The 26837-nt window shown below is 61.5% G+C and carries 20 protein-coding genes; 11 read left to right on the top strand and 9 right to left on the bottom strand.

Translation table 11 applies throughout. The features are described 5' to 3' along the window. The first annotated feature begins 32 nt into the window (after nucleotides 1-32). Nucleotides 33-1985, top strand: coding sequence for a DUF5107 domain-containing protein (locus tag ABIE18_RS15620; protein WP_499723590.1), 1953 nt, complete (start codon nucleotides 33-35; stop codon nucleotides 1983-1985). A gap of 25 nt (nucleotides 1986-2010) precedes the next feature. Here the strand turns inward: ABIE18_RS15620 and ABIE18_RS15615 are convergent, their stop codons facing one another. After that, nucleotides 2011-2619: a TetR/AcrR family transcriptional regulator gene (locus ABIE18_RS15615; RefSeq protein WP_499723589.1), complete on the bottom strand. Its 609-nt coding sequence runs from the start codon at nucleotides 2617-2619 to the stop codon at nucleotides 2011-2013. 113 nt (nucleotides 2620-2732) lie between these two features. On the opposite strand from ABIE18_RS15615, the gene ABIE18_RS15610 reads away from it, so the two are divergent. Continuing rightward, nucleotides 2733-5873, top strand: a complete 3141-nt coding sequence (locus tag ABIE18_RS15610; RefSeq protein ID WP_499723588.1) for a glycoside hydrolase family 2 TIM barrel-domain containing protein — start codon at nucleotides 2733-2735, stop codon at nucleotides 5871-5873. 81 nt (nucleotides 5874-5954) lie between these two features. Here ABIE18_RS15610 and ABIE18_RS15605 read toward each other — a convergent pair whose 3' ends face one another. Then, entirely contained in the window at nucleotides 5955-7385 is a 1431-nt protein-coding gene (locus ABIE18_RS15605) for a M23 family metallopeptidase (RefSeq protein WP_499723587.1), read from the bottom strand. Between the two features lie 519 nt (nucleotides 7386-7904). Here ABIE18_RS15605 and ABIE18_RS15600 point away from each other — a divergent pair. The 3 genes from ABIE18_RS15600 to ABIE18_RS15590 all read left to right on the top strand — a co-directional run bounded on the left by ABIE18_RS15600 (nucleotide 7905) and on the right by ABIE18_RS15590 (nucleotide 11730). Further along, nucleotides 7905-10139 (top strand): McrB family protein, encoded by a 2235-nt coding sequence (locus tag ABIE18_RS15600; protein ID WP_499723586.1) that lies wholly within the window; start codon nucleotides 7905-7907, stop codon nucleotides 10137-10139. 79 nt (nucleotides 10140-10218) lie between these two features. After that, nucleotides 10219-11427: a 5-methylcytosine restriction system specificity protein McrC gene (locus tag ABIE18_RS15595; protein WP_499723585.1), complete on the top strand. Its 1209-nt coding sequence runs from the start codon at nucleotides 10219-10221 to the stop codon at nucleotides 11425-11427. 33 nt (nucleotides 11428-11460) lie between these two features. After that, nucleotides 11461-11730: a PLDc N-terminal domain-containing protein gene (locus ABIE18_RS15590; protein ID WP_499723584.1), complete on the top strand. Its 270-nt coding sequence runs from the start codon at nucleotides 11461-11463 to the stop codon at nucleotides 11728-11730. Nucleotides 11731-11733: 3 nt separating this feature from the next. Here ABIE18_RS15590 and ABIE18_RS15585 read toward each other — a convergent pair whose 3' ends face one another. After that, nucleotides 11734-13404 carry a sensor histidine kinase gene (locus tag ABIE18_RS15585; protein ID WP_499723583.1) on the bottom strand — a complete coding sequence of 557 codons (1671 nt, stop codon included), beginning with the start codon at nucleotides 13402-13404 and terminating at the stop codon, nucleotides 11734-11736. Nucleotides 13405-13504: 100 nt separating this feature from the next. Here ABIE18_RS15585 and ABIE18_RS15580 point away from each other — a divergent pair, with 100 nt between their 5' ends. Continuing rightward, a complete protein-coding gene (locus tag ABIE18_RS15580; RefSeq protein WP_499723582.1) occupies nucleotides 13505-14248 on the top strand; it encodes a response regulator transcription factor in 744 nt (247 codons plus the stop codon). Nucleotides 14249-14619: 371 nt separating this feature from the next. On the opposite strand, the gene ABIE18_RS15575 is transcribed toward ABIE18_RS15580, so the two are convergent. The 3 genes from ABIE18_RS15575 to ABIE18_RS15565 all read right to left on the bottom strand — a co-directional run bounded on the left by ABIE18_RS15575 (nucleotide 14620) and on the right by ABIE18_RS15565 (nucleotide 17315). Continuing rightward, nucleotides 14620-15024 (bottom strand): carboxymuconolactone decarboxylase family protein, encoded by a 405-nt coding sequence (locus ABIE18_RS15575; RefSeq protein ID WP_499723581.1) that lies wholly within the window; start codon nucleotides 15022-15024, stop codon nucleotides 14620-14622. A 72-nt stretch (nucleotides 15025-15096) separates the two neighbouring features. Beyond that, nucleotides 15097-16107 (bottom strand): helix-turn-helix domain-containing protein, encoded by a 1011-nt coding sequence (locus tag ABIE18_RS15570; RefSeq protein ID WP_499723580.1) that lies wholly within the window; start codon nucleotides 16105-16107, stop codon nucleotides 15097-15099. Between the two features lie 290 nt (nucleotides 16108-16397). Beyond that, nucleotides 16398-17315: an MBL fold metallo-hydrolase gene (locus ABIE18_RS15565; protein ID WP_499723579.1), complete on the bottom strand. Its 918-nt coding sequence runs from the start codon at nucleotides 17313-17315 to the stop codon at nucleotides 16398-16400. Nucleotides 17316-17675: 360 nt separating this feature from the next. Between ABIE18_RS15565 and ABIE18_RS15560 the strand changes: the two genes are divergently transcribed. From ABIE18_RS15560 to ABIE18_RS15545, 4 genes are all read left to right on the top strand, one after another. Continuing rightward, nucleotides 17676-18644: an alpha/beta hydrolase gene (locus tag ABIE18_RS15560; RefSeq protein ID WP_499723578.1), complete on the top strand. Its 969-nt coding sequence runs from the start codon at nucleotides 17676-17678 to the stop codon at nucleotides 18642-18644. A 231-nt stretch (nucleotides 18645-18875) separates the two neighbouring features. Continuing rightward, a complete protein-coding gene (locus ABIE18_RS15555) occupies nucleotides 18876-19370 on the top strand; it encodes a tautomerase family protein (RefSeq protein WP_499723577.1) in 495 nt (164 codons plus the stop codon). Nucleotides 19371-19629: 259 nt separating this feature from the next. After that, nucleotides 19630-20349: an alpha/beta hydrolase gene (locus ABIE18_RS15550; RefSeq protein WP_499723702.1), complete on the top strand. Its 720-nt coding sequence runs from the start codon at nucleotides 19630-19632 to the stop codon at nucleotides 20347-20349. A gap of 334 nt (nucleotides 20350-20683) precedes the next feature. Continuing rightward, nucleotides 20684-22069: an MFS transporter gene (locus tag ABIE18_RS15545; RefSeq protein WP_499723576.1), complete on the top strand. Its 1386-nt coding sequence runs from the start codon at nucleotides 20684-20686 to the stop codon at nucleotides 22067-22069. A 486-nt stretch (nucleotides 22070-22555) separates the two neighbouring features. On the opposite strand, the gene ABIE18_RS15540 is transcribed toward ABIE18_RS15545, so the two are convergent. The 3 genes from ABIE18_RS15540 to ABIE18_RS15530 are packed head-to-tail and all read right to left on the bottom strand — an operon-like array spanning nucleotide 22556 to nucleotide 25363. Further along, nucleotides 22556-23587: an SLAC1 family transporter gene (locus tag ABIE18_RS15540; RefSeq protein WP_499723575.1), complete on the bottom strand. Its 1032-nt coding sequence runs from the start codon at nucleotides 23585-23587 to the stop codon at nucleotides 22556-22558. Then, on the bottom strand, nucleotides 23584-24435 hold the full coding sequence (locus ABIE18_RS15535) for an MBL fold metallo-hydrolase (protein ID WP_499723574.1): 852 nt from the start codon (nucleotides 24433-24435) through the stop codon (nucleotides 23584-23586). The genes ABIE18_RS15540 and ABIE18_RS15535 overlap by 4 nt, the downstream gene beginning before the upstream one ends. 34 nt (nucleotides 24436-24469) lie before the next feature. Beyond that, complete coding sequence (locus ABIE18_RS15530; protein ID WP_499723573.1) at nucleotides 24470-25363, bottom strand: alpha/beta hydrolase; 894 nt, start codon at nucleotides 25361-25363, stop codon at nucleotides 24470-24472. A gap of 232 nt (nucleotides 25364-25595) precedes the next feature. Here ABIE18_RS15530 and ABIE18_RS15525 point away from each other — a divergent pair, with 232 nt between their 5' ends. After that, nucleotides 25596-26765: a thiolase family protein gene (locus ABIE18_RS15525; RefSeq protein ID WP_499723572.1), complete on the top strand. Its 1170-nt coding sequence runs from the start codon at nucleotides 25596-25598 to the stop codon at nucleotides 26763-26765. Nucleotides 26766-26837 lie beyond the last annotated feature (72 nt).

Genomic DNA, 26837 nt, shown 5'->3' with positions numbered 1-26837 from the left:
TGGACGTTGATTCCTCGCGAACGGATACTGACATGGCTGCCACTTCACCTTCCAACCTCACTGTCACCACCATTTCCCTGAAAATGGCAGATATTGGCCCACTCAACCCCTTGCCGGTGGTGGCGGCGGAGCTCGATCAGCCTTATACGGTGGGCGAGGGCGTGCCGGAAGAACTCCAGGCGGCGGCACGCTACGGAGTAGTGCCCAACGTGTTCCCGTACCTCATGCAGGATGGCTATAGCCGGGAGGCGGCACCCAAGGAGCTGCCCGCCGTCGTGCTTGAGAACAGCAAACTCAGGGCGACCGTCATACCGTCCCTGGGCGGCCGTATCTGGGAATTGTTCGACAAAGTGACGGGAAAGCAGCTCCTCCACACGCACGACGCGCCCCAGCTTGCCAACATCGCGCTGCGAAAGGCGTGGTTCGCGGGCGGCCTGGAGTGGAACATTGGCACGCGCGGCCACTCACCCACCAGTTGCGATCCACTGCACACCGCGATCGTCCACACTCTGGACGGCAAGCACATCCTTCGTGTGTGGGAGTTCGAGCGGCTCCGGGAAGTGGTGTTCCAAGTGGACATATGGTTGCCTGCCGAATCTGACGTGCTGTTCGCGGCTGTGCGTATCCGCAACCCCAATGACCACGAGGTTCCCATGTACTGGTGGAGCAACGCGGCCATTCCGGAGACGGAACGCACCCGGGTGATCGCCCCGGCCGACGAAGCTTTTGGCAGCGACTACGCCACCGACATCACCCGTGTCCGGCCCACGGACCACAACGGTTACGACGGCACGTGGTTGGTCAACAGCCCGCATGCCGCGGACTTCTTCTTTGATATTGATCCGTCCGAACGTCGCTGGGTTGTGGCTGCGGACGACGACGGCGATGGGCTGGCGATGCTGTCCACCAGCCGGCTGAGGGGCAAGAAGCTTTTCGTCTGGGGACAAGGCCAGGGCGGCAAACGGTGGCAGCAGTGGTTGAGCCCGGGTGCTGGCCCTTACGCCGAGATCCAAGCGGGGTTGGCGAGAACCCAATTTGAGCATTTGGCCATGCCGGCGGGTGCGGAATGGTCCTGGGTGGAAGCGTACGGGAACGGGCATCTGGACCCGGATACCGCCCACGGATCGGACTGGAATGCGGCCGTAGCCCATGCCGGCCAGCGGCTTGAGGAGCTCCTGGCGCACGAGGACCTGGAGGCGATGCTGCCCGCCGCCATCACCGATGCTGACGTCCCGCCCTCCACCATGGTGCTCCACGGCAGTGGCTGGGGAGTGGTGGAGCGGGCGCGGCGCCGAAGGGCAGGCAAGGGCTGGATTGATGAGAGCGGCACACCCTTCGTCGATGAAAGCATCACGGCGGAGCAGGAACCATGGCTGGACCTTCTGAAGGGAAAAGCGTTCGACGGCGCGCCCAGCTTTGTTGCCGGAGCTGACTGGGAGGAGCTGCTGGAGGGACAGGAAAGTCCTGAGGCGCGCTTCCATGTGGCCACGATGAGGCACGCCAGGCAAGATCTGGAGGGAGCCAAGGAGGCCTACCGCGAGGTGCTTGCTGCCGGCGACGTTCGGCCGCGGACTTTGGCGCTCGCACATCGCGGATTGGGATTGGCGTTACTGGCCGGGGGCGCGGATCGCGAGGGCCTGGATGAACTCGGAAGCGGGCTTCAGGCTGACTCCTCCAACGCGGCATTGCTCACCGAGGCTGTGACACTCAGCATCCGCCATGACCAGCCGGCCCAGGCGCTGGAACTCCTGGAGTCCGCACCCAGGGAGTCCGCACCCAGGGAGGGCGCCGCCGTCGGGCGTTTGAGGTTCCTCAAGGCCCTGGCACTGGCCCGGGTGGGGAAGGCGGGCGAGGCTGCAACCATCCTGCGGGAAGGGGTGGAGATACCGGACCTCCGCGAGGGAGAGGATGCCATCGCGGCGCTCTGGGAAGAAGTCTGTCCGGGCGAAGCTGTGCCGTTCAACTACCAATTTGGAATGCATTAGACCGGTTGGAGCAGGTTTTCGAATCTCACGCTTCGGGCAGCAGGACCACTTCGAAGAAGCCGCGCAGGGCTTTTGCTACATCTATGGCGTCCGGGGCCAACAGCCATTGGGTTTGAAGTCCGTCCCACAGGGCCACCAGGGACGTGGCTGCCCACGCTGGATCCACGCCGGGCCGGAGCTTGCCCTCCTGGGCCAAGGCCAAGAAAGAGCGGGTATAGCTTGCACGTATGCGTTCGAAGCGTTCGGTGAAGTAATCACGGCCGGGATGGGCATTCGTGATCGATTCCGCGCACAGCACTGTGTAGAGCTCGATGACGCCGGGAATTTTCTCGTTGTGGAGCGCCGTGCGAATCACGGCTTCCTCCAACGATTCTTCCCCGGCGGGGGGATTCGCGCTTCCGGTCAGCTCGTCGCGCCACTCCAGGACGCCCATCAGGAGATCGCTTTTGGAAGGGAAGTAGTGCAGGAGGCTGGTCTGGCTCATGCCCGCTTGGTTGGCAACGTCCTGCAGGGAGCCGCCCAAATACCCCTTCGCGGCAAACACGGCGTGGGCGGAGTCGAGGATGAGTCGTCGCTTTTCCGTCGCCTTGGCATAGGGTCCCCGCTTGGCGCTTGCCGTGTCCTTTGTGGTCATGGCAAGCCAGTGTACAGCGGGGCGCAACGCAACCTCTGAAATTAGAGTAACTACTCGAAATTTGTGTTAGCGTGGTCACACCCAACCCTGCAGTGGACGCTTGAAGGAGCCACGTGGAATCGACATCTTCGGCCTTGTTTACCGGCACTTCCTACATCACCGATCGTGGCCCCGGCTCGGGCAATCGGCTGCCGGCCCGTTCCTGGCTGCGGAGTGACGCTCCCACGATCCCGCTCAACGGCTTGTGGAGATTCCGTTTGCTGCCCGGTGCTCCCGGAACGCCAGGTGGCAGGGGAGTGCTGCCCGCAGGCGAGCAGATAGATGGAGTCGCCGACGAAGGCCTGGATGATTCCAGCTGGGATGAGATCCCGGTTCCTTCCCACTGGGTCCTGGAAGGTGAGGGCCGCTATGGCCGCCCCATCTACACCAACGTCCAGTTCCCTTTTCCCACCGAGCCACCCCACGTGCCGGACGAGAATCCAACGGGCGACTACCGGAAGACCTTCAACATTCCTACGGACTGGGCCGCGGCGGAGAGGATCGTCCTGCGCTTTGACGGGGTGGAATCCCGCTACAAAGTGTGGATCAACGGAACAGTAATCGGCGTGGGCACGGGAAGCCGGCTGGCACAGGAGTTCGACGTCACCGAGGCAGTCCGTCCCGGGGAAAACGTCCTGGCTGTCCGCGTCCATCAGTGGTCTGCTTCGAGCTACGTCGAGGACCAGGATCAATGGTGGATGCCGGGCATCTTCCGTGACGTCACGCTGCAGGCCCGTCCTCAAGCCGGTATCAACGACGTCTGGTTGCGGACCCCATTTGAGGGCACCAGCGACTCCGGTTCAGGCATCATCGACGCCGAAATTACTGCTGCTCCCGCTGCCTATCCTGTGCGGCTGCGCGTTCCTGAGCTCGATGTTGATGTCACGTGGGAAACTCCGGCGGACGTCGCGCCGGTGGCGATTGCCGCCGTCGAACCCTGGTCCGCGGAAGTCCCGCGGCTGTACGCGGCGACGATCTCAAGCCAAGGCGAAACGGTCTCATTGAAGACTGGCTTCCGCACTGTGGAGATCAAGGGAGACCAATTCCTCGTGAACGGGCGGCGGGTGGTGTTCCACGGCGTCAACCGGCACGAAACGCACCCGGACCGTGGCCGCGTCTTCGACGAAGATTTTGCCCGCGCCGATCTTGCCATGATGAAGCAGTTCAACGTCAATGCCATCCGCACCAGCCACTACCCTCCGCACCCGCGCCTGCTGGATCTCGCCGATGAAATGGGATTTTGGGTAATCCTGGAATGCGATCTTGAAACACATGGCTTTGAGCGGCATCGCTGGACTGGAAATCCCAGTGATGATCCCGCCTGGCGCGAGGCGTTGGTGGACAGGATGGAGCGCACCGTTGAGCGGGACAAGAACCACCCCTCAATCGTCATGTGGTCCCTGGGTAACGAGGCAGGAACCGGCGCCAACCTCGCAGCCATGTCCGCCTGGACCCACGCGCGAGACTCCAGCCGTCCAGTCCACTACGAGGGCGACTACACCGGCGCGTACACCGACGTCTACTCGCGCATGTACTCCTCGATCCCCGAAACCCAGGCCATCGGCCGCAACGATTCCGGCTCGCTCCTGCTGGGCTGCTCCGCCGCGGAATCGGCGCGCCAGCGCAGCAAACCGTTCATCCTGTGCGAGTACGTGCATGCAATGGGCAACGGTCCCGGTGCGATCGACCAATATGAGGACCTGGTGGACCGCTACCCGCGGTTACATGGAGGGTTCGTGTGGGAATGGCGGGACCATGGGATCCGCACTACCACCGCTGATGGTACAGAGTTCTTCGCCTACGGGGGCGACTTCGGTGAGGTTGTCCACGACGGCAATTTCGTCATGGACGGCATGGTTCTTTCGGACTCGACGCCCAGCCCGGGACTGTTCGAGTACAAACAGATCGTGGCGCCCCTCCGTTTGGGCTTCGAAACAACCGTCACCGACGGCGTCACCCGCCCATTGCTCACAGTCGCCAACCTGCGGCACACGTCCGACGCGTCCGACGTCGTCCTACGCTGGCGCACCGAAACGGACGGCGAGCCCACCGCGTCTGGAACGTTCGACGTCGTGACCTCCGCTGGCGGTCAACTTGCCGCCGGTGACTCCACAGTTATAGAGCTGCCGGAGTTGGCGCTGAGGGCTCTCAGTAAGGTGGAGGCCGGCGAACAGTGGCTCACCGTTGAGGTTGCCCTGCGCAAGGACACCGCGTGGGCTCCTGCCGGACATGTCATCTCCACTGCGCAGCTGGATTTCACTGCGCAACTGGATTTCACTGCGTCTGCTGCCAGGCGTCCATCTAAGGCGCCGCGGCCCCTGGCCTCGGCTGACCGCGAGGAGACCTGGGCCCTATCCCTTGGACCTGCCGAGTTCGAGGATGGGCGGCTTGTTGCCCTGGCTGGACTGCCGGTATCCGGCCCGCGCCTGGAACTGTGGAGGGCACCAACGGACAACGACCAAGGCTCGAATTCCGGCAGCTACGACCTCGCAGACCCGTGGCTCAACAATGGCAACGGGGTTCCGGCTCCGTCCAACCAGGGTGTGTGGCTCAAGGCAGGTCTTGATAGGTTGACGGCCCGCGTCGAGAAAGTGGTGCAGGCCGACGGCGTGTTCGTCACCACCCGCTATGCCGCCGCGGACAACGCACATTCTGTTTCCGTGGATGAGCAGTGGCAGTTCTCCGGGGGAGAGCTGTGGTTGCGCCTGGACATTGCACCCAGCTCGGGTTGGGACATTGTGTGGCCTCGCCTGGGAGTGCGGTTTGACCTGCCCGGATCAGTGGACGGGGCCTCCTGGTTCGGAACAGGACCCCGGGAATCGTATCCGGACAGCATGCGCGCTGCCTTGGTGGGGCGCTACTCTGCGGCAATCGACGAGCTCGGCGTGAACTACGCCCGGCCGCAGGAGACAGGGCACAGGAGCGCCGTCCGATCCCTGGAGCTGCGCAACGGCACGGATCCCTGGGTGACGTTCCATGCGCTTCCCGATTCCAGGGATCGACTCCCTGGCTTCACGTTGTCCCGGCATACGGCGCAGCAGGTCTCGGGCGCGGCCCATCCACACGAATTGCCGCAGAGCCGGAACAGCTTCCTCTACCTTGACGCCGCACAGCACGGGCTGGGCTCCCGGGCCTGCGGACCCGACGTTTGGCCGGATTTCGCCCTCAAACCTGAAGCACGCACCATGGTGTTCAGGATCGCGGCCGCCGGCTAGCAGGAAGGCTGCCGGCCAACAGGAATCCAGTCCGGCCTTCCATCTGCGTGCGGGCTAGGCCGGACACGCTCAGGGACACGCTCAGGGCGTCGGAGTGGGCGTGGCTGTGATGGTTGGAGTCGGCGTGGCCGTGATGGTTGGGGTCGGTGTGGGCTCTGTAGTCGGGGTCGCTGGGATGGTCGCGGTGGGAGCGGCCGTGGCCGTTGGAGTGGGCGACGGTGTGGGTTCGGATGTGGGCGTTGGAGTTGCCGTGGGTTCTTCGGTTGGCGTCGGGCTGGCCGTTGGGGTTGGCGTAGCCGTCACAGTTGGTGTGGGCGTAGTTGTTGGAGATGCCGTGGGCGTTGCAGCTGCCGTGGGTTCGGCCGTTGGGGTCGGGCTGGCAGTTGCAGTCGGCGTCGGCGTAGCGGTCACAGTTGGGGTGGGCTCAGCCGTTGCTGTTGGCGTCGGCGAAGCGGTCGGGGTAGCTGCAGGTGCAGGAGTGCTCGGCGCAGCCGGCTCGGGGGCTGATGTCTCCGGCTCGCCAAGCGCGATGCCGAGCGACCACACCGGAACCTCACCAACCGGCGTCGTTCCTGTTGTTGGTGAGAAGCTCGTTAGTCGGAGGAAAGCAACCGACGACTCTTGACCCAGGGGAATCAGGCTCCACGACGATGGATCCACCAGCACGCCATTCACAATTGTTTCAAAGTGAAGGTGGCATCCCGTCGACGAACCAGTGGAGCCGACCAACCCGATGACGTCCCCGGCTTCGACTACCTGCCCTTTGCGCACAGCGCTCGCCTGCAGGTGGTTGTAGGTAGTGATAAGCCCATTGCCGTGATCGATCTCTATACGGTTGCCACCACCCCAGGCATGCCAGCCCACCTCGCGCACGTAGCCGTCGTCGGCAGAATGAACCGGTGTGCCACAGGCCGCAGCGAAGTCCTGCCCGGTATGAAATTCACCAGGGGTACCCGTGATGGGACTGGTGCGTAGCCCAAAGGGTGAACTGGGGCGCAGATTCAGCAGTGGGGACATCAAAGTTCCTGTTCCTGGCCGTACATGACGGGACACAGGGTTCCCAATTGATGGTTGCCACGAACCGCCGCCGGAACAGGTGAATGGACCCTGGGAACTGAGGAAACCCACGATCTCCTGGGCCAGCTCCCGGTACTTGGTGTAGTGGTCTGAATCCTGGTTCCGCTGTACCTGGTGGATGGCCAAGCTGGAAGGCAGAAGCTGCCAGTCCTTGATGCCCTTCAGGGCCAGGAAGAAGCTGGTTGCACTGACGAACGGATCCATGCGATCGGCATAGGAGCCCCATGCCCCGTTGGCGCGCTGCTGGAACAGCCCGCGCGAGTCCGGACCAGCAGCGTCGCCGAAATCCTTGCTTTCAAGGGAAGATTCGCCAAGCGCGGCTTGTACCCCAAGGATTTGGGCATCGAGTGGCAGCCCCAGTTTTTGGCCCGCCACCATGATGGCCGAAGCATTGCGGAGTTGGACATCTGAGGGGACGCCGCTGGTGGACGCCACTCCAAATCCTGAGACTGTTTGTTGGCAGAGCGTCGACGCCAAGGGGTTTGTAGCCGAAGGCTCAACCGTTCCCGAAGGGTTAGGGCGCTGAACCGGAGTGTCATTCGTGGACCGATTGGCTGTTGAGGGCGCATCACCCGATGAATCTGCCCGGATCTGCTGGATGGCTGGGGGCGCCGTGGTGACCGCTCCAGATTGGAAGCAGCCAAGCATGACCGCCGCCGCGATAACCGCTAACGGAATCCGGGCGTGCCCACGGAGCCGAGCTGGACCTTTGTCAGGAGGTTTGTTGTTCACAAAACCCGCTCCTGACATGGATCCGTGCCCGGCGAAAAGCGTTGGAGGTCCACACCATTGTCTGGATCCGATCACTGCATATTACGGGTACTGCATGTCTATGGGAATGACAGGCTCACGTCAAGCCATGTGCGCGCAAACATCGCTACTCAATCAGACTTCTACCTGTCCTCTGCGCGTCCAAATCCAGATGCTTGGCTAAGTCAAACAAGGTAAGTTGGCATGGTGACCCCCTCCGTGAAGCCTGCCCTTGACCGCGCCCCCGGAATCTCCAAGGAGATCGAGGACGCGGCCTGGTATGTGCTGGGCCCGGCGCTCCAAGGGAGACCGTCGGCGCTGGACGGATGCACGCTGACGTGGACGGCAGACGCCGCCGGGGAGCTGCTTGAACGCCTTGAGCGCGGAGTGGCCGACTCCAAGGCGCCGATGATGACCAATCTCCGGCAAAACCTCGAAGGTGCGTCCCGAGAAGCCAAGCTGCTGGCAGTGGAGTTGCTGTTCCTGCAGTCGTTGCCGCTGGCCCATGAGGTCAAGTCCCTCAGGGTGAAGCGCGCTCGGGTTGCCGAGGCTGGCTCATGGGTGGAGCCGCCTATCGAGTTGCCGGAACAGCTCTACGAGGGCATGACTGACCACGGTGTGATCCGCGACCGTACCGCCGAGTTCAACTGGACCATTTGGGACCACCTGAAATGGCTGTGCCGCTTTGTTGCGCACGTTGACAGCCAGAGCACGGAAACCATCAACCAGGCGCTCGCCGATCCTTTGAAGTTCCACGAGCTTGCGGTCGGAACGCCAGAGGACCAGCCAGCCCTGCGCCGCAGTATTGAGTATTTGGTGTGGCCCAGCTACTTCGAGCCTGTGGTGGCTGACGTGGAGCGCCGGGAGATTCGCGACGCTTTCGCCTCACTCGTTGGTGGCGCCGGGGGCGATACCGAGGAGGACGTGACTGCGGACATCCATCGGATCCGGCTGCACCTGGACGAACAGGCCGGCCAGCGCATCGATTGGTACGCCCGGCAGTTGGTCAGCCAGTGGCGCAAGGTGGGGGACCCCGGCCGCCGATCCTGGTTGCTGCGTACCCATCACGACAACGCTGACCTGCTGGCCGCCTGGGTTGCTGAAGAGAAAGCCACCTTGGACGTTGAGCACCTCCGCTCGCTCACTGCCGGAGTCACTGCCGGCGTGGTCCAGCACGCCGTGGATGAGGATTACAAGCACCTGGGCTATGTAGAGCGCGAGGACACCAAGACGGCGGTCTTCGCCTTCCTCACGGTGATGAAACCGGGCGACCTTACCCTCTACCAGCACGCCGGACGCGTTCGCGTGGGAGTCGTTCTTGGCGAGCCCGAACACCACGAGGACAACCGGCGCATCCGCCGCAAGGTCCGCTGGTTCGATGACAGCTACGCCATCACCGAACTTCCGCGCCATGCACAGCGGCAACTATCCACGCCCGGAATCATCGTGGATGTCACCAGGGTCATTCAGGCGTTGCAGGAACTCCTGCCGGTAGAAGCCGAAACCGACGGCGAGGACGAAGCGCCGCCCACCGCCGTCGTCGAGGTTGTCCAGCAGGGTTTCCGGCCGTTAACGGAAGAGTTCGCAGCTTCCCTTCACATGGACCTCGAGCCCCTGAAGGAGATCGCGGAACTGCTCGAAGAGAACCGCCAACTGGTTCTTTACGGTCCGCCCGGCACCGGCAAAACGTACCTGGCCAAGCACCTCGCTGCCGAGCTTGCCGGCGACAGCACCGATGAACGCGTGAAGCTGGTGCAGTTCCATCCGTCGTACGCGTACGAGGATTTCTTTGAGGGTTACCGGCCGGACAAGACCGACGACGGCCAGGTATCCTTCAAGCTCGTGGCCGGGCCGTTGCGTCGGCTCGCGGAGGAAGCTGCCAAGCCGGAGAACGCGCACAAGCCGTATTTCCTGATCATCGATGAGATGAACCGTGCCAACCTGGCCAAGGTCTTCGGCGAACTGTACTTCCTCCTTGAGTACCGTGACGACCGCATTTACCTGCAGTACAGCCCCAACGAGCCCTTCAGCCTGCCGGACAACCTGTACATCATCGGCACCATGAACACCGCTGACCGCTCCATCGCCATGATGGACGCCGCCATCCGTCGTCGTTTCGCCTTCATCGAACTCCATCCCAAGGTGGAACCGGTCAGGGGCTCGCTGCGACGCTTCCTTCAAGCCCGCGGCCTGGACACCCTGAATGCGGATCTCCTGGATGCCCTCAACGACGCCATCGATGACTGGGACCGTGACCTGATGATCGGGCCGTCCTACTTCATGAAGAACGCTGCCCAAAACCCCACAGGTTTGCGCCGCATCTGGAAGTACGAGCTCATGCCGTTGCTGGAGGAGCACTACCACGGGCAGTTGAACCGTGCCCAGTTGGAGGAGCGCTTCGGCCTGGACCAGTTGCTGGGACGACTTGCTGCCCGCTAAGGCCGCCCCGCCACGCCCATGCCGTCCACCCGCAAGTGCCGGTACAGCGCGGACGGCTGCCGGGATCCGGCATATCGTCATGGACGAGCTTTCACGCGGAGTGGTTGACAAGCTTGACCCCCCAACGGCTGCGTTCGTCAACGCCAGTGGGCTGGCGAAGGCGTCACCGATTGGCATGGGCCTCTACAGGATCGAACCGGTCGGCAAAGTCGGCTCCGTAAGGACTTCCACTGTCCAGCTTGAGGTCCGCCCGAAGGACCGGCTTGGCCTGAGTCGCTTGCTCTTCCTCCTCAGCTACGCCGGCGATCAAGGCTTCCGCGATCACTCCGTGGAAGCAACTGAGCACCCGGATCTCTGGAGCGCCCTGGCCGAGTCACTGGCCCAGCTGGCTGACCGCGCGCTCAGCCGTGGCGTCCTTCAGGGCTACCTCACCATCGATGAATCGCTGCGAACTGTCAAAGGCCGCATCCGCATCTCGGACCAGATCTCCCGCAGACCCGGCATGATGGTGCCCTTGGAAGTGTCCTACGACGAATTCACCGAGGATATCGCTGAAAACCGCATCCTCCGCGCCGCCTTGGAACGGATGGGGAAGGTGCCAGGCGTCCGGGCCGACGTCCTGAGCCGCTTGCGCCAGCTTAAGGGAAAGCTCGACGCCGTCACCCGCCTTCAGTCCGGAGCCCCGCTGCCGCCGTGGCGGGCCAACCGCATGAATCTCAGGTACCACGCCGTTCTGCGGCTCTCGGAGGTTATCCTGCGCAATGCCTCCGCCGAGGCTGGAGAAGGGAAGCAGCAGACGGCGTCCTTTGTGGTGGATATGGCACAGGTTTTCGAGGAGTTCGTGGGCACGGCTTTGCGGCATGCGATGAGTGCCTATCCTGGGGAAATGCGCCTGCAATACGGGGCGCTGCTCAATGAGGCTGTCCGGGACACGGATCGCCTGACAGTCCGCCCCGACGCCGTGCACTTCCTCGGTGGGAGGCCGGTGGTGGTGTACGACTCCAAGTACACAGCGGCAGGAGATGCCGGTGCTTCACTGAACGCGGACCATTACCAATTGCTGGCGTACTGCACCGCACTCCGGGTCCCGACGGCATGGCTTGTCTACGCTGGACCGGGGGAGATGAAGCTTCGCAGGATCCTGAACACGGACATCGACATCGTGGAGTATCCGCTGGACCTGTCCCTGCCGCCGTCGGAGATCCTGGCCGCAGTGGCGGACCTTGCGGAACAATCGTGGGGCGAGGTAGTGCGTCAGGCTGTGGCGGGACGAACAGCGTCGGACTAGCCTGATAACTAAATCTTCACGGATGGAGGCATCATGGCTCGCAGGAAATCGTGGCGCGATATGAGCAAGGGCCAGCGGATCATGCTCATCGTCAGCGGAGCCATAAATATGGCCCTGCTGGGTGCAGCGCAACGCAGTATCGGCAAGACCCCCGACTCCAGGATCAGGGGAAAGAAGGCGGTGTGGCGCGCTGTTTCGTTCATCAACTTCTTCGGACCTGTGAGCTACTTCCTCTTTGGCCGCCGTCGTGATGCCGCAGTAGCGGGCACAGCAGTCACGGGCACGGCGGGCACAGCGCGCTAACGCTTAGGCGGGCATCTTCACGAGGAAGGTTGTACCCCGGCCGGGTTCACTTTCCAGCGTGATGGTTCCGCCATGCGCTTCAACGATCGCCTTGCTGATGGGCAGTCCAAGCCCGACGCCGGGAATGGTGCTGTTGCGTACGCCGCCGGCACGGAAGAACTTGGTGAACGCCTCGGACTGCTCTTCCTCGGTCATGCCCATGCCGGTATCGGAGACGCGGCAGAACACAAAGTCCTGTTCCTCCCACGCGGCAACTTCCACGTCCGCGCCTTTGGGGGAGTACTTGATGGCGTTTGATACCAGGTTGTCCAGAACCTGGGCTATACGCGAGGAATCCACGTGGGCCTCCAGGGATTCCGGGACATCCATGGACAACCGGATGCCCGCTTTGGCTGCCCGGGGACCGGCGGAGCTCACGCTTCCCCGCACCAGCTCAGCCACGTCCACGGCGTGTGGCTGAATGACCATTTGGCCCGACCGTACTGCCAACAAGTCGGACACCAGGGTAAGCAACCGTTCGGCGTTCCGGCGAACGATATCGAGTTGCCTGCGGGAGGACGGATCCAGGGAACGGGGATCATCCAGCAGAAGCTCCACGTAACCAAGGATGGACGTCAGCGGCGTTCGGAATTCGTGGGAGACGTTGGCGACGAAGTCGTCCTTGGCGGCCAGGGCATTGACCAGGTCTGTCACGTCGCTGAAGACAACAACCGAGCCGGCGAAGTTCCCGTCGTCCTCAACCATGGGGCGGGCGCTTGTGGTGAACGCACGCTGCTCAGCTCCGGAACCAAGCCACACGAGTTGGTCCGTGAACCTTTCACCCAGGACAGCACGCCGGACAGGACGGCGGTCCGCGGGCAGCGGCGTGGTCCTGTCCTGGTCGAAGACGAGCAGTTCGGATTCGTTCGGATCGTCATTGCCTGGAGGAGTTGCCAGGGAGTGGGTGTGCCGCTGTCGGCGGTTCATGAGGATGTCATGACCTTCGCCATCCACCGCCACCACACCCAGCGGCAAGGCTTCCATGACAGTGTTCAGGAGCCGTTCCTGCTTGGTGCTGACGTCGAGGGCTTTGTTTAGCTCCTCGTCCTTTTGCTCCAATGCGCGCTGCTGGCGCACCATGCTCAGTGTCAGTACGCTCACGGAGACGCCGATGCCAAGGATCAGGATTGGGAAGAGCAAGGGCTTGGTGAGGTCCTGTTCCGTCAACGATCCCTTGACGAACAAGGGAGCCCAAACGATGCAGAGCGGACCCATGAATGACAAGGCAATCGCCAATCTTGGGTACAGGCCGGACGCACACAACCAGATGACGGGCAGGACCACCAGAACACTGAGCCCCGTGAGCGCTTCCTGCCCTCCTTCCCTGCCGAAGGAAATCGAGACCATGTCCAGGATCGGTATCACCAGGAAGCTGGGGAACGGCAGCCGGTGCCACGGCACAATGACGCACACCGCCAGCAGGAATGCCTGGCTCAGGAGGAACAGGAGGAACAGGGGATTTTCAAGCGTGGCCGGGAAAAACAGCCACACCAGAATCGCCGAAATGCACACGCAGACGGACAGCGGCAATTGGCTGAGAACCACCCTCATTCGCAGGGTGTGTTCGTGGAATGAGCGCCGGAAAACCAGGAGTTTTTTCTTCTCGCCAAGATCCCAGGTGGTTGGGCGGGTCACGGCGCAACCACCGGGAATGCAGAAGAAAGTCGGTTCATGAGATCAGCCTAACCATAATGGTTATACTTCGAAGGGTTATCGAAGGGGCTGAGGGGCAGCGATGAGTGAAGTACGTGTGGGGCTGGTCATTGAAGATGACCAGGATATTCGCGAATTGGTGCGTGTGGTCCTTTCCCAAGCGGGATTTGACGTCCATGTTGCATCCACTGGATCCGCGGGCGTTACATCAGCCCGCGAACTGAATCCAGACGTCATAACGCTGGACCTTGGCCTGCCCGACATCGATGGTTTCGAGGTGGCCCGCCAGATCCGGAAATCCTCGGACGCCTACATCATCATGCTCACCGCCCGGGCGGAGGAACTGGACACCCTCATGGGCCTTGAGGCCGGCGGTGACGATTACCTCACCAAGCCGTTCCGGCCGCGGGAACTTCGTGCACGCGTCGAAGCCATGATGCGAAGGCCCCGCGCGTCGTCGGAGTCCAAAGCCGCCGTGGAAGAAACCGACCCGGAAATGACCCACAACGGCCTAGCCGTTTCGGCCGGCTCCCGGACGGCAGTCCTGAACGGCAAGGAGCTAAGGCTGACACGCACCGAATTCGACCTCCTGCTTGCCCTCCTCGAGACCGGCAGGATCGTGCGGACCAAGGCAGATCTGGCGCGGCGCCTTCGCAATGAACCCTACGACGTCGGCAGTTACGTCAGCGACGCGGACGAACGTGCCGTTGAGGTGCATATGGGCAATTTGCGCAAGAAACTTGGGGACAGCATCCAGAACCCGCGTTGGCTCGAGACCGTGCGCGGCGTCGGGTACCGGCTGGCGCCGCTGGCTCAGGCCGACTGACCCTGCGCTGGCCCATCTAAGTAGCACTTGATGCCGTTTTGAGGGGGCACAGTACGGCATCAACTGCGACTCAGTTGGGTCAGCCCACCACGAGTACGGGCTTCGCGATCACCGCAGGATGATCGCGGCCCACGTCCTCGAAGAACTCCGCGTTCGCCCTGACGTAGTGAAAGTGTTCGCCGAGATGACGGTACTGGGGTATGTAGCCTCGTCCAACCCTCCGGCCCCGACTCCCGGCCCCCATAACGCAGGGCCTGCTGGTCTATCTGGCGGAATGCTGACAAGGCCTGAGCGACTGGTGGGGTCATGGGGTCGAATCACGTTAGAGATGGGAGACGAATGGCTTTGGCACGGCCCTCGTCCAGTGGTACTCAGCCGTTGTTCTCGGCGTTGTACAGGATGATGGCCCGTTCGGCGACACGGAATGACTCCAAGGCGGCTGGAGCCCCGCAGTAGACCATTGCCTGAATCAACACTTCTTGTATCTCCTTTTCGGTGACACCGTTGTTGAGTGCTCCACGGACGTGCCCGGCGAGTTCATGGTTTCGGTTCAGAGCAGTCAACATGGCGAGATTCAGCATGCTGCGGGTTCGCAGATCCAGACCCGTTCTGGTCCAGATCCTTCCCCAAGCGAAATCTGTAACGAGTTCCTGAATGGCTCGCGAGAAGTCACTTGCTTCCTCAAGAGACCTTTGGACATGTTCTTTCCCCATCACTTTTTCTCTCATGGCGAGGCCGGATGTGGCAGCGATGTTGTTTGCGTGGAGGTTCGTCAATTTTGTGTCCTTACTCTGTCGTCGTGGTGCAGGCGCCGGCGACTCGTAACTGGTCCTGAAGAGGAACTGCTCCTATGCAGGAGTCGCCCCTGCAAGGGCATTGAAGAGTGGCGCCCAAGCGTCATCCAAGGGCTGGGATATCAACCCGGTTGATCGTGACGCTTCGTTGACTCCCGAGTCTGGCGCCGGAACGCCGCGTCCAAGGGGTGCAGGAGCTGATGCCGGCGCTGTTGTCTGCTGATAACTCTCACGAAACTCTCCGGGTGTCATCGCAAACTCGTGCTTGAATATCCGGCTCAAGTGACTAGCGTCGAAGAATCCCCAGCGGTGGGCAATTGTGGCCACCGGTTGGTCGGATGTGAGCAAGTCGCGCCTGACCGCCGCGAGTCGATGAGCGCGAACAACTGACCGGACGCTGTCACCTGTTGAAGCAAAGGCTCGCTGTACCGTTCGCGGAGAGACATTATGTGCTGTGGCGATGTCCTCTACCCGGAGGGTCCTGCATTGAAGATGCTCGCTAATCCATTGCTCAAGACGCGGCCGAAGCATTGGCAGGAAGTCGCTGCCGCCAACGTTGGCCTTATTACCGAGGACCAGTCCGGCGATGAGCGAAAGCATCGCGTTACGGGCACCCTCGAGTTCCGACTGCGACATTCGGGTGTATTGACGGTCGATCCCGTGCAGTAGGTCTTGGAGGATCTGTGCCAGGGGGCTGTCTGCTGTCCGGAGTACCAAGGAGTCCGGAATACTTGTTTTGGCAAGGAAGGGGATGAGGGCGGACGAAGGTATCCTGACACTCTTCTTGCGCACGAAATGCGGAATGACAAACTTGCCAGGCCCGCGGGTGTCGGACAGAAGCACGGTCCCGGGCTGGAGGACCGCGCTTCCATAGGCCGTGTCTATGACTTGTTTGCCCGCAGAGGCCGTGAAGAGCAGCAATGCCTCCTCGCCTCCACGTCCGTTCTTCGCGCTGCGCACTCCCTCGATCGGCGGAGAATCCCAGTCCGTGATCAGGATGTCCCCAAGGTCGCGTTTCAGGAACTTCCCTGGACGTTCGGTTGCTCCAATCGACTTTAGATCCATCCTTGCGATGCGCTCATTTGCTTCGATTCTCCAATGAGCATCGAACTCCGAGTTGGTACTGAGAGTATTTCGCAGGTTTGACAAAATCGCCCTTTCCACATTTCACTTCGCCCCGGGTTCTTTGTCTGTGACCGCTGGGCGGGACGTTCCAAGGCATGCAGGATAGTCTCGAACCCGAAGGATGAACCTTCAGTCTTCCATCTCGGTTCCGACATCACCATAAGCTGAATGGGTATGTTAGGAAAGAGTTAATACGGCCTTACTTCCGAACGCCTGGAGAAGAACAGTAACTAGTTCACTTCTGTCCCAGTGCCTACGAGGAGTTCGCCGGAATCGCGGAGTGCTATCGCACTCTGGGCAGAGAACTGAAGTGTCCACAGGTTTCCGTGATGCGGATACTTGGCCACCATAACGCGGGTGAGTTCTTCGGCATCCTTGGCATTTTGATAAGCGGCAGCGAAATCCTTAATGTAGGCCCGGGTGGTGGCGATCATGTCAGTGACGGCATGGTCATCACCGTCTGGCCGTCGGTGGCCACTGACGATCATCCGGGGATTGAGGCCCTCCACAAGGTCCACTGTTTCCAGCCAGTCCTCCCATTCTGCAGGCGTGGACAGTCCCAGCATTGGATGGATTTCGTTGTAAATTGAATCGCCTGCCACTACCAGGCCGATGTCGGGCACGTGGACCACGGTGGTTGGATTGATGTCAGCCTGCTTCACCTCAATGATCTCCACCAGTGTCCCGTCGACATGCAGTGTGTGGCCTTCCAGAGGCTCCGGGAGAGGCCCCGGCGTCACGCAGGCATCGCCGAACAACAGATCCCAGTCAACCCGTTGTTGCTCCATTGTTTCTTTGATGGCCTCCACCACGTGGGGAAGCGCCACGGCTCTGGCTTCGGGGAAGCGCTCCAGGAGCGGTCCAAAGCCCAGATAGTGATCGGCATGCGCATGGGTCAGGTAAATCGTGGTGAGTTTCTTTCCAGAGCGCTCGATCAGGTCCCCGAGATCCTGAACGTCCTCTTTGAGGAATAGCGCGTCAACGAGGATTGCCTCCGTAGGGCCGCTGATAAGAGTCGCCGTGGTGGGAGAGAAAGTACCAGTTGGGATGCCGGGAAACTCGCGGGCCGGGATCTCGGGCCAACGGCCAGCGTAGACCGTCGCACGGACCGGCGGGCTTGGCTTCGAGGAACGGGTGTTGCTGCTCATTATGACCTCCAGTGTGGCTGGCGACTCCGAACGAGGCGCCACATTTGCCACGCTACGGATGAACAAAGCGGTCCCTATAGGAAAATCGCGTCCCTCAGTCGCATATGTGCGCCAGGGTCAGGGGCAGGGGCAGTTCGATTCAACGAGGCGCAGTTGTACATCACCTTGACGCGCTGGTCCCAATGCGGCGGTCACGAGCGGCTCTACGGTGATGAAGATCACGATTGCAGGGCTGCTAATCCTGCAAAGCGATCCGTGGTCACCATGCAACACCTACAAAGGAGAAGGAGGAGCCTGGATGCCATTCAACAGGACTGCAACTGACCACCAACTGCCGACGAGTTAGATCAGGAAACACTTGTGAAAAATAGTGAAGCATTCGTAAGAAGAGATATTGAATTCAAGACCGAGGACGGAACCGTTCTTCGTGGCTACCTGCACGCAGAACCGAACGTGGCCGCACCATGCATCGTCATGGCCCATGGATTCGGCGGGATAAAAGAGCACATCGACCACTTTGCGGCGGCCTTCGCGGCATCCGGTTTCACCGTGATTGTCTACGACCACCGAGGCTTTGGCACCTCAGGGGGCAAGCTCCGTCATGAGGTTGACCCCTATGTGCAGATGGCGGACTGGCGAGACGTGATCACACAAGCTACAGAACTTCCCGAAGTTGACGCCGCTGCCGGAGTTGGCCTCTGGGGATCCAGCTTTGCAGGAGGGCTGGCCATGGTGATCGGCGCCAACGACGCCAGGGTCCGATGTGTCGTGGCCCAGATTCCACAGGTGAGTGGGCACTTGAACAGCCGGCAGATGTTCAGCGTTGAGCAGCGAGCCGAACTCGAACGGCGCCTCGCGGCCGATCGCCGCGGCCGCATCGCCGGAGAAGCGCCTGAAATGATTCCGGTCTTCTCGTCGGACCCCAACACGCTCTGTGCCCTTCCTCCGATCGTCGAGCAGGACTTCATCGACTTCGCTCTCCGGGATTCGCCGTCATGGAGCAACGAGGTGACGCTACGATCGGTTGCCCACTTGCTGGAGTTCGAACCAGCCGGATGGATTCCTCACGTGGCACCGAAGCCCTTGCTGATGATCGTCGGCCGGGCTGATACCTGCACCTTCCCGGAAGTCCAGCTGGCAGCATTCGAGTCCGCCCGTCATCCGAAGCAGGTTCTCGTCCATGAAGGCGGCCACTTTGACACCTACACGGACCACTTCGAGCAATCCAGCGAAGCCGCAATTTCCTGGTTCTTGGAGCACCTGCGTGATGGCGAAGAGTTCCCCTCAATGGCTGCTGTTCCAACAGCGGTGGCGCTGGATAGGCATTAATAAATCACTCAGCCACCACGTTAAACCACGCAACTGGACTTGGCCGGAGCGCGCCTGAATCGCGCACTGTCCAACGAGGCGCAGTTGTACATCACCTTGACGCGCTGGTCCCAATCCGGCAGTCACGAGCGGCTATACGGTGATGAAGATCACGATTGCAGCGCTGCTAAGCCTGCGACGGGATCCACGGTCACCCATGCAACACCTACAAAGGAGAAGGAGGAGCCTGGAATGCCATTCTGGGAGATTTACACACCCAAGGACGCTTTTACCGATGAGGATAAGGAGGCGTTGACTCAAGGAATAACGTCGATCTACTACGACTTGGTCGATCTGCCGAAGTTTTACGTCGTCGTCGTCTTTCACGAGATGCCCCGCAACAGCATCTACGTCGGAGGCGAAGCGGCGAACAATTTCATACGTATCCGCCTAGACCACATCGCCCGTAAAACAGTTGACTACATCGAGCACCACGCGAACAAGAAAACGATGGTGAACGGAATCGCCCTCGGAAGCTTGACCTCGGAACAGATCCGGGCAGACTTCCACGAGAGGGTAGAGGAGGTCCTTGTGCCCTTCGTGAAAGAGCGCGGCTACGACTGGGAGATCCACGTCGACGAAACTCCCGAGGACCTTTGGCGTGTTCAGGGCCTGATTCCGCCACCTGGATGGTCCGAGTACGAAGAGCTCTGGCGCAAGGAGAACCGTCCCGTTCCCTATTACTGAGCAACCCGATTTCCAAGCAGGTTCTGGCAGCATCGCTGAGGCTCGGGAATCACTAACAGTTCGGGCAAAATGCTCGGCCGGGTATGTTCCGGTCGAGCATTTTTGCTTCCGGCAGGGAAGGACCAGATAGGTGCGATATTGCGGACGTCGCTCATGGAGCGGTGCTGATCATGCCACGGCTTGCGGCAGGACACCGTAGCAATAGGCAAACCATTGTTACTTATGTCACTCTCTGATAGGTTCAGCTGCTGTGGAAACGATGATGTTTAACCTCGGTAGCAATGTTCAACTCGAGATTCTCGCGTCCGGCCCTCCGGGCGGGATCCGACCCCGTTCTGCTTTTCTCTTTGTGCATGGCCTCGGCCATGACGCCACGTGCTGGCGCAACTGGATGCACGCGGCTTCTGAGGATGGCTATGCGGCGTACGCGGTCTCGCTCAGGGGTCACGGCGGCAGTGGAGGACGCCTGCGTTCCGCGCGGCTGAAGGATTATGTTGAAGACGTCCTTCGCGCGGTCGAGGCTGTCGATGCCGATGAGCTCGTCTTGGTTGGACACTCACTCGGTGGCCTGGTGGTGCAGCGGGTGTTGGCGCTGCAGCCGGCGAAGGTGAGCGCGGGCGTGCTTGTTGGCTCCATTACTTCCGGTCCGGCCTTCGGAATGGTCTTTTCGGTGCTGAGAAGCCATCCGTGGCAGGCGATGCGGTTTCTCGCGGGTCGAAGCCTTCGGCTGCCGCCGGACATGCTGTTCGAGCGGATGGGCACTGAGGAGGCGGCGGAGATCTCCCGATCCCTTTGCGGCGAGTCGCCCTGGGTCCAGTACCAGCTGCTTTTCCACTTGCCGTCGAGGGTGAAGTCCGAATATCCACTCTGTCCGTCTACAGCAAGCATGACCGAATGGTGCCAGCGCGGTCAGCGCGCGCAACCGCACGACGCTACGGCGCCGATGTGCGGGAACTCGCCGGGATGGGACATGACATGATGCTCGACGGCGGCTGGGAGGAGTCCTGGAACGTGATCAGCGACTGGTGGAAGGCGATGCGGGTCGAGGCCATCTCCCGGACGGCAAGGCCAGCGGATTGAGTGCCGAAAAACCATTGCTTGAAAGAGCTGTATAGCCTAAGCTTCTTTCAATCGCAGAGTTCACCTTGTGTCCCCGATCACACTTGAGGATTCGGTTGCCATGAGCAAGGCGCAAGGGAACAACCTAGACGGCAATCGCTCACGGAAGACTGCGTGCCCCGATCCACGAGCACTACGAGCTTCGCATCAGCTCACGCACGCCAACGACGGCGTGCATTCGAAAGGCAAATAACATGGCAATTGCCAACGAGGCGTCAAAGACGACCGGCCTCCGGACCCCGGGATCCTCCCGCTTGACCGTTCAGGAAATACTCAATCAAGCGCCGCTTGGCAACAGGAGGCGCGTGATCATCCTTCTCGGGTTCCTGACCATGACCCTGGAAGGAGTTGAAATCGGCCTGTGGGGATTCATTTACCCACAAGTAGTCACCCAGTGGGGTACCTCGCTGGCAACAGTCACCACCATGGTGACGCTGGGAGTTGTGGGCCTCACCGTCGGTTCAATGGTTGCCGGCCCGCTGTCGGACCAGATCGGCCGAAGGCTCCCGATCATCGTAGGCACAGCAGGATTCGGGCTGGCCACCTTGGGCGGCGCGCTGGCACAAAACGACCTTACGTTGGGAATCTTCCGGGTGGTGGCATGCCTGTTCCTCGGAGCTGTGATGCCCCTGGTCATCACACTCGTTGCCGAGTTCGCGCCTGAAAAGCGTAAGGCCGCCATTGTGGCCATCACGTTCACCGGTTTCCCGTTGGGGACAGTCATCACCGGCTTCCTGGCATCCACCATTCTTCCCACCCTGGGCTGGCAGTGGCTGCTCGGAACCGGAACAGCGCTGGCATTGATTCTCCTGCCCGCACTGGTGTGGGGCCTTCCGGAATCAACGGTGTTCATGATTCGAAGGGGAGGCCGGACAGAAAACGTCACGAAGGTACTGAGTGCCATCATCCCCGGCTTTGACATGAACACAGTGGATCTGACGGGCGCACCGCAGGCTGGCGCCGCCAAGCCGGTTGGAGGTGTCAGGGCGGTACTGTCCAAGAAACTTGTGGTGGTATCGCTGCTCATCTGGCTTTGCTACTTCATCTGCGCCGCAGTGGTTTATATGTTCCTGAACTACCTGCCGCTGATCGTCAAGCAACTCCATATCGACGCCGCGGGCACAGGCAATGTGGTCTCGATGTTCGGCATCGGCGGTGTGATCGGAGCCTTGGCTATCGGGTTTGCCATGGAGAAGCTGGGCAAATATGTATCCCTCGGTGCGGCCTTCACGCTGGCCGCCGCAGCGGCCTGGATCCTTGCATCAGTCAATCTGACCTTGCCCCTGCTGCTGGTTCTGGGCTTCACCATCGGCGTTGTGCTGGTGGGTGCCAACAGCGGTATGAACGCACTGAGCACATCGGTTTTCCCCACTGAAGCCCGCGCAACCGGCGTGTCATGGATGCACAGCTTCGGCAAGGCCGGCTCCATCGTCAGCGGTCTGCTGGGCGGCGTGATGCTGGGTGCAGGATGGGGCGTGGACCAGATCTTCGTCGCCCTGGCCATTCCACTCCTGGCGGGAGCTGCAGCCGTGGGTGCAGTCAGGGCGATGACCACACGCCGTTCACGTTCCGACGCATAAGGCGGCCCTCAACTGCGGACCCTGATCGCCACAGGGTTACCTCGTCACAGGGTCACCGGACGTCAGTGATAAAGAGTCCCAATCCGAGCCACCTTGCTCCTGCTCCGGAGCAAGGTGGCTCCGCTGTGTGTCGAATCAGCCGGAGGGAGGGTTCGGTGACTTCCGGACGGGGTGCTGTCGCACCTCCAGGCCTAGTTCGTGGGCGCCGCCTCCGGCAGGTGGCGACTGGAGAAGCAATTGGCATCCCGCACCGAGATGCTCAGGGCTCCATGATCCCGTTGGGGTCATGCCCCACTGATGAGTGCCCGGAACACGGAAAAGACCTCCGGGTGGAGCTGGACTCTCTACAAGTCCCGCTCCACCCGGAGGTCTTTCCTTGTCACCCCTGCACGCCGCAACCGATTCCCACAACTCAAGCGCCCGACGTCGAACATCCAGTTTGGCGCCCCCGCGCGGACTTGCTGTGGTCACGCCTGCGCGGAAGCGTCAGCGCGGCTTCTGGGCTGGCGAACCGTGAATGAGTGTCCGTATTCCGGTGCCAAGAACAAAAGCCGTGGCAAGGCCCAAGAGGGCCCAGGAGATGAGTTCCGAGCCGGCGACGTCGACGGTCCTGAGCCACCGGATGCCGTAGTTCGCCGACGTTGACACCGGGAAGGTGAAGATCCAGAACGTCAGCGAAAACGGCAGTCTGGCGTACTGGGGAATCAGGGCAACCTGCATCAGAATCATCATGAGGAGGATTCCCGTGAGTCCTGTCTGGATGATTCCGGAACCCGCCGGGCGGATGACTATCCAGGCAACGCAGGCCGTTGCGGGGGCGGCCACATACGCGGCCAAGACGGGCTTCAACTCGTCCGGCATCTTAATCCCCGCCATGAAGCGCACCGTCACCACCGTTCCGATCATCAGCCAGAAAAAAGCGCCGGTTCCCCACGCGGCGATCGCCGCTTGGGGCCAACCCATGGTGGAGAAGCCGATGCTGGCGATGAAGGGACCTGCGGCAACGGGAAGCAGGTAACCCGGGTGGACCCATTCCAGAGTCACTCCTCCGGTCACCCAGTGGGCCAGAAGACTTGCTCCGAGCAGCGTGAGAGCGATGACGAAGCACAGGCACAGCACGGACCAGAAGACCTTGTTGTATTCGATGTAGTGACTGCTCAGGAGGATGCCCACCAGGGGAATGAACGACGCTGACGGGCCGTTTCCGGGGTGCCTTAGTTCTTTGTCGAAGTGTCCCTTGGAAGCGTAGGGGAAACTTTTTGCCAGGTACCGGATAAGCAGGACGGACCAGATACAGGCACTGATCCCGTAAAGGACCTCCGCTGGCCACGCCGGGGCATGAACTGTCAGGCGGGCCGCCTGCCAGGCGCCTCCCAGCCCCGCGATGCCCAGGGGAATGGCGAACAGGTTGAAGGGGTGCGAAGGAGGCTTTGGCGGTGGTTCAGTGACGAGATCGGGCGGCCGCGCTTCCGAAGCCGTCGCAACGCGCCCTATGGTGGGCGCCTCTCTGCTGGTCAACTGAGCAGTTTCATGGCCGCACCCCACAACGCTCCCGGGTTTATGCGGTCAGGATGAAGCGCAAGCATTGCGGAGAAGAACTCCTCCGGCGTTGGTTGCTCAGCCAGGAGCTTTGATGCGTCCAAAAGGTACTTCCGGGTCTCCTCGATCTGACCGGGCAGATCGGGCAATGCGGGATTCTTGTGCCCGGCCACAACGAACTTCGGCTCGAGGCTCTCCGCGATGTCAATCGCCCGCAGCCAGGCTTCGAGACCCCCGTCCTGGGACTCAGTCAGGTAGGGGTGGACCCCGTTATAGACGGCGTCCCCGGCTACCAGCAGCCCGATGGAGGGAACGAAGAGCATGGTGGTGTTGTCGGTGTCGGTATGGCCCACTTCAATGATCTGCAGTTCCTGACCCTCAAGTTCAAACGACCCATTTTCCACTGGCTGGGTCACTGTTGTGGTGGGCGGAATCTGGTCCGGGAAGATCGAGTCCCAGAAGGAGGAACGGAACTCCGGGGAGCCGTGCATGGCCATTTCCTGGAGTGTGCCCGGGGTTGCCAGTACTGTAACCCCCGGAAACCGCTCGACCAGGGGACCTGCGCCGAACCAGTGGTCGCCGTGGCCGTGGGTGATGTAGATGTGGCTAAGTGTCTTCCCCGATGCTTCAATCCAGTCCCCGACCTTCGTTGTCTGGTCAACCGTCATGGGCGGATCAACCAACACCGCGTTCTCCTGTCCGGAGATCAGCGTGGAGGACAGCGGGGACCAGATGCGGGGGTCACCGTTGGGAAGTGTCCCTCGTCCTGTTTGAGGCAGGGTGCCGGAGACAAATACGTCGTAAACCAGATCGGTTGTGGGTGCCATAATATGCGTCACTTTCCCTGAAGATTGTGGTGGTTTAGAGGTGCAGCAAGAACCAGTCGAGGGCAGCAGAGCTTGATTCTTCGAAGTTTTCTACGTACGGCTCGAAGTGGCCCCCCGGAAGCATCACGAGCGATTTAGGCTCCTGGGCCTGCTCGTAGGCCTCGAGGGCCAGGTCCGTGCCGGTCAGTTCATCGTCAGCGGCCACGATGAAGAGCAGCGGCTTCGGGGACACCCTTGAGGCCCAGACTCCCGGTTCGTAGAGGCGCGCTGCCCGCGTGGATTGCAACGTGACGGTGTTGTCCCAGCCGTATTCTTCCGGGCCGGGTTGCGTGTAGAAACGCAGGGCGGAGGGAAGCCGGTACGCGGCAGGCTGGTTCGGATCACTGCTTACCACTGCGATCATCTTTGGCGCCTCGCCGGCGGCCTGGCCTCGTTCGTCGTCGACGAAGGACTGTTCCAGCGCAATCCGGGCGTCACCTACTGCGCGGCGGGAACCGGCCACATGGCCGTTGATGGCGGGCACCTGAGATACAACAGCTTTGAGCCGCTCTTCCGTAGCTCCCAAAACCAGGGCGTGCCCGCCGGAGTAGCTTGACCCCCACAGGCCTATGCGTGAAGGGTCCACTTCAGGCCTTCCTTCGAGGTAGGTCACAGCCCGGCGCCAGTCCTTGATCTGCTGCCAGGGGTTGATGTCATGGCGGAGGTCCCCATCACTCGCGCCGAAATTACGGTGGTCGTGGACCAGCACTACGAATCCGTTGTCGGCAAAGCGGGAGGCGTAAGCGGCGAGGCCGTGAGCGCGGGTTCCCGCATAGCCGTGTGCCATGGTGATGGCCGGATGAGGTCCTGGCCCATCCGGGATGTAGAGCCAAGCGCGGAGCGTGATGCCCCCGTCGGCCATGAATTCAACATCCAGTCGTTCTGCCATGAGTTTCTCTCTTCTTTCAAGCGCCCCTGGACGGGCAGGGTGAAGCCGCGGGAGCAACGCCGCGCGCCGCGGGGAATTTTTGACGTGTGGGTGAAGGGCGTAAAGATGTGAAACAAGCGTACAGCTTTAGGCTCTGTCCTGCAATGAATTTTTGGCGTATGCTCCTTTCACGGCCGCGAGCCGGCTACCCATTCCAGATTTCCTTCCCCGATGCACGACGAAAGGCAGAAGCATGGCAAGCAGCTTCATCTACGACGGGATCCGTACCCCCTTCGGAAAATTCGGTAAGTCATTGGCCGGCGTTCGTCCTGACGATTTGGCCTCCCATGTGGTCCGCGAAGTGGTGGGCAGGCAGCCAGGGCTGGAACCGGACAGGATTGACGAGGTGATCTTGGGCAACGCCAATGGTGCTGGGGAGGATAACCGCAATGTGGCACGCATGGCTGCGCTGCTCGCCGGGCTTCCGACGTCGGTACCTGGCGTCACGGTCAATCGACTGTGCGGCTCTGGACTTGAGGCTGCCATCCAGGCAAGCCGTGCTGTGGAAATCGGGGATGCGGAGCTGATTGTTGCCGGGGGCGTTGAGTCGATGAGCAGGGCGCCCTGGATCCTGGCAAAACCCGAGCGGGCGTATCCGGCCGGCCCTGAAACCCTGCACAGTTCGACGCTGGGCTGGCGTATGGTCAACCCCCGGATGAACGAGGCCTGGACTATCTCCAATGGCGAGACGGCTGAGATCCTGGCTGACAAGTTTGGCATATCAAGGACCGAGCAAGACCAGTTTGCCGTGAGAAGCCACACCTTGGCTGCCAAGGCCTGGTCCGAGGGCATCTACAGCGACGAAGTCGTGCCCCATCCGGATTCGGCGCTCCTCACCGACGAGGGCGTGCGACCCAGCACTTCCGAGGTGGCCCTGGCTGGCCTGGAGCCGGCGTTCCGCGACGGTGGCTCGGTAACGGCGGGTAATTCCTCTCCGCTCAATGATGGGGCGGCGGCCATGCTCATCGGGCGTGAAGGTGCCCTGGAAACGGAACCTCTGGCTCGCATCGTTTCACGCGGGGTGGCTGGCAACGATCCAAATATTTTCGGCATTGCACCCGTAGAGGCTGCCAACCAGGCCTTGGCGCGGGCAGGGAAAACCTGGGCAGACGTGGACGTCGTGGAGCTTAACGAGGCGTTCGCCGCCCAAAGCCTGGCGTGCATGCGACTTTGGCCCGACCTGGACCGGGAGAAAGTGAATATCCATGGTGGAGCGTTGGCGCTGGGCCACCCGCTGGGGGCGTCCGGCTCCCGCATTCTCATACACCTGGCGCGCGAGCTGAAGCGCCGTGGAGGCGGTGTTGGAGTAGCTGCCATTTGCATCGGCGTCGGACAGGGCCTTGCTGTCGTTCTGGAGCGATAGCTGCCGCCCCCCGCCCCTGCACGGTTGCGGCACCCAAGGCGTTTTCAAATTCTGAATCAACACTCTTGTCTG

The organism is Arthrobacter sp. 2762 (genome assembly GCF_040548745.1).
In the GTDB taxonomy this organism is placed as follows: domain Bacteria; phylum Actinomycetota; class Actinomycetes; order Actinomycetales; family Micrococcaceae; genus Arthrobacter.
The sequence above is the reverse complement of the archived record's forward strand: the minus strand, read 5'-3'. Positions and strand labels throughout refer to the sequence as shown.

Excerpts from the sequence above, each read along its gene's own strand:
- ABIE18_RS15620 (WP_499723590.1), top strand. The coding sequence starts at position 33 with ATGGCTGCCACTTCACCTTCCAACCTCACTGTCACCACCATTTCCCTG.
- ABIE18_RS15615 (WP_499723589.1), bottom strand. The coding sequence starts at position 2,619 with ATGACCACAAAGGACACGGCAAGCGCCAAGCGGGGACCCTATGCCAAG.
- ABIE18_RS15600 (WP_499723586.1), top strand. The coding sequence starts at position 7,905 with ATGGTGACCCCCTCCGTGAAGCCTGCCCTTGACCGCGCCCCCGGAATC.
- ABIE18_RS15595 (WP_499723585.1), top strand. The coding sequence starts at position 10,219 with ATGGACGAGCTTTCACGCGGAGTGGTTGACAAGCTTGACCCCCCAACG.
- ABIE18_RS15590 (WP_499723584.1), top strand. The coding sequence starts at position 11,461 with ATGGCTCGCAGGAAATCGTGGCGCGATATGAGCAAGGGCCAGCGGATC.
- ABIE18_RS15580 (WP_499723582.1), top strand. The coding sequence starts at position 13,505 with ATGAGTGAAGTACGTGTGGGGCTGGTCATTGAAGATGACCAGGATATT.
- ABIE18_RS15570 (WP_499723580.1), bottom strand. The coding sequence starts at position 16,107 with ATGGATCTAAAGTCGATTGGAGCAACCGAACGTCCAGGGAAGTTCCTG.
- ABIE18_RS15565 (WP_499723579.1), bottom strand. The coding sequence starts at position 17,315 with ATGAGCAGCAACACCCGTTCCTCGAAGCCAAGCCCGCCGGTCCGTGCG.
- ABIE18_RS15555 (WP_499723577.1), top strand. The coding sequence starts at position 18,876 with ATGCCATTCTGGGAGATTTACACACCCAAGGACGCTTTTACCGATGAG.
- ABIE18_RS15550 (WP_499723702.1), top strand. The coding sequence starts at position 19,630 with ATGATGTTTAACCTCGGTAGCAATGTTCAACTCGAGATTCTCGCGTCC.
- ABIE18_RS15545 (WP_499723576.1), top strand. The coding sequence starts at position 20,684 with ATGGCAATTGCCAACGAGGCGTCAAAGACGACCGGCCTCCGGACCCCG.
- ABIE18_RS15535 (WP_499723574.1), bottom strand. The coding sequence starts at position 24,435 with ATGGCACCCACAACCGATCTGGTTTACGACGTATTTGTCTCCGGCACC.
- ABIE18_RS15530 (WP_499723573.1), bottom strand. The coding sequence starts at position 25,363 with ATGGCAGAACGACTGGATGTTGAATTCATGGCCGACGGGGGCATCACG.
- ABIE18_RS15525 (WP_499723572.1), top strand. The coding sequence starts at position 25,596 with ATGGCAAGCAGCTTCATCTACGACGGGATCCGTACCCCCTTCGGAAAA.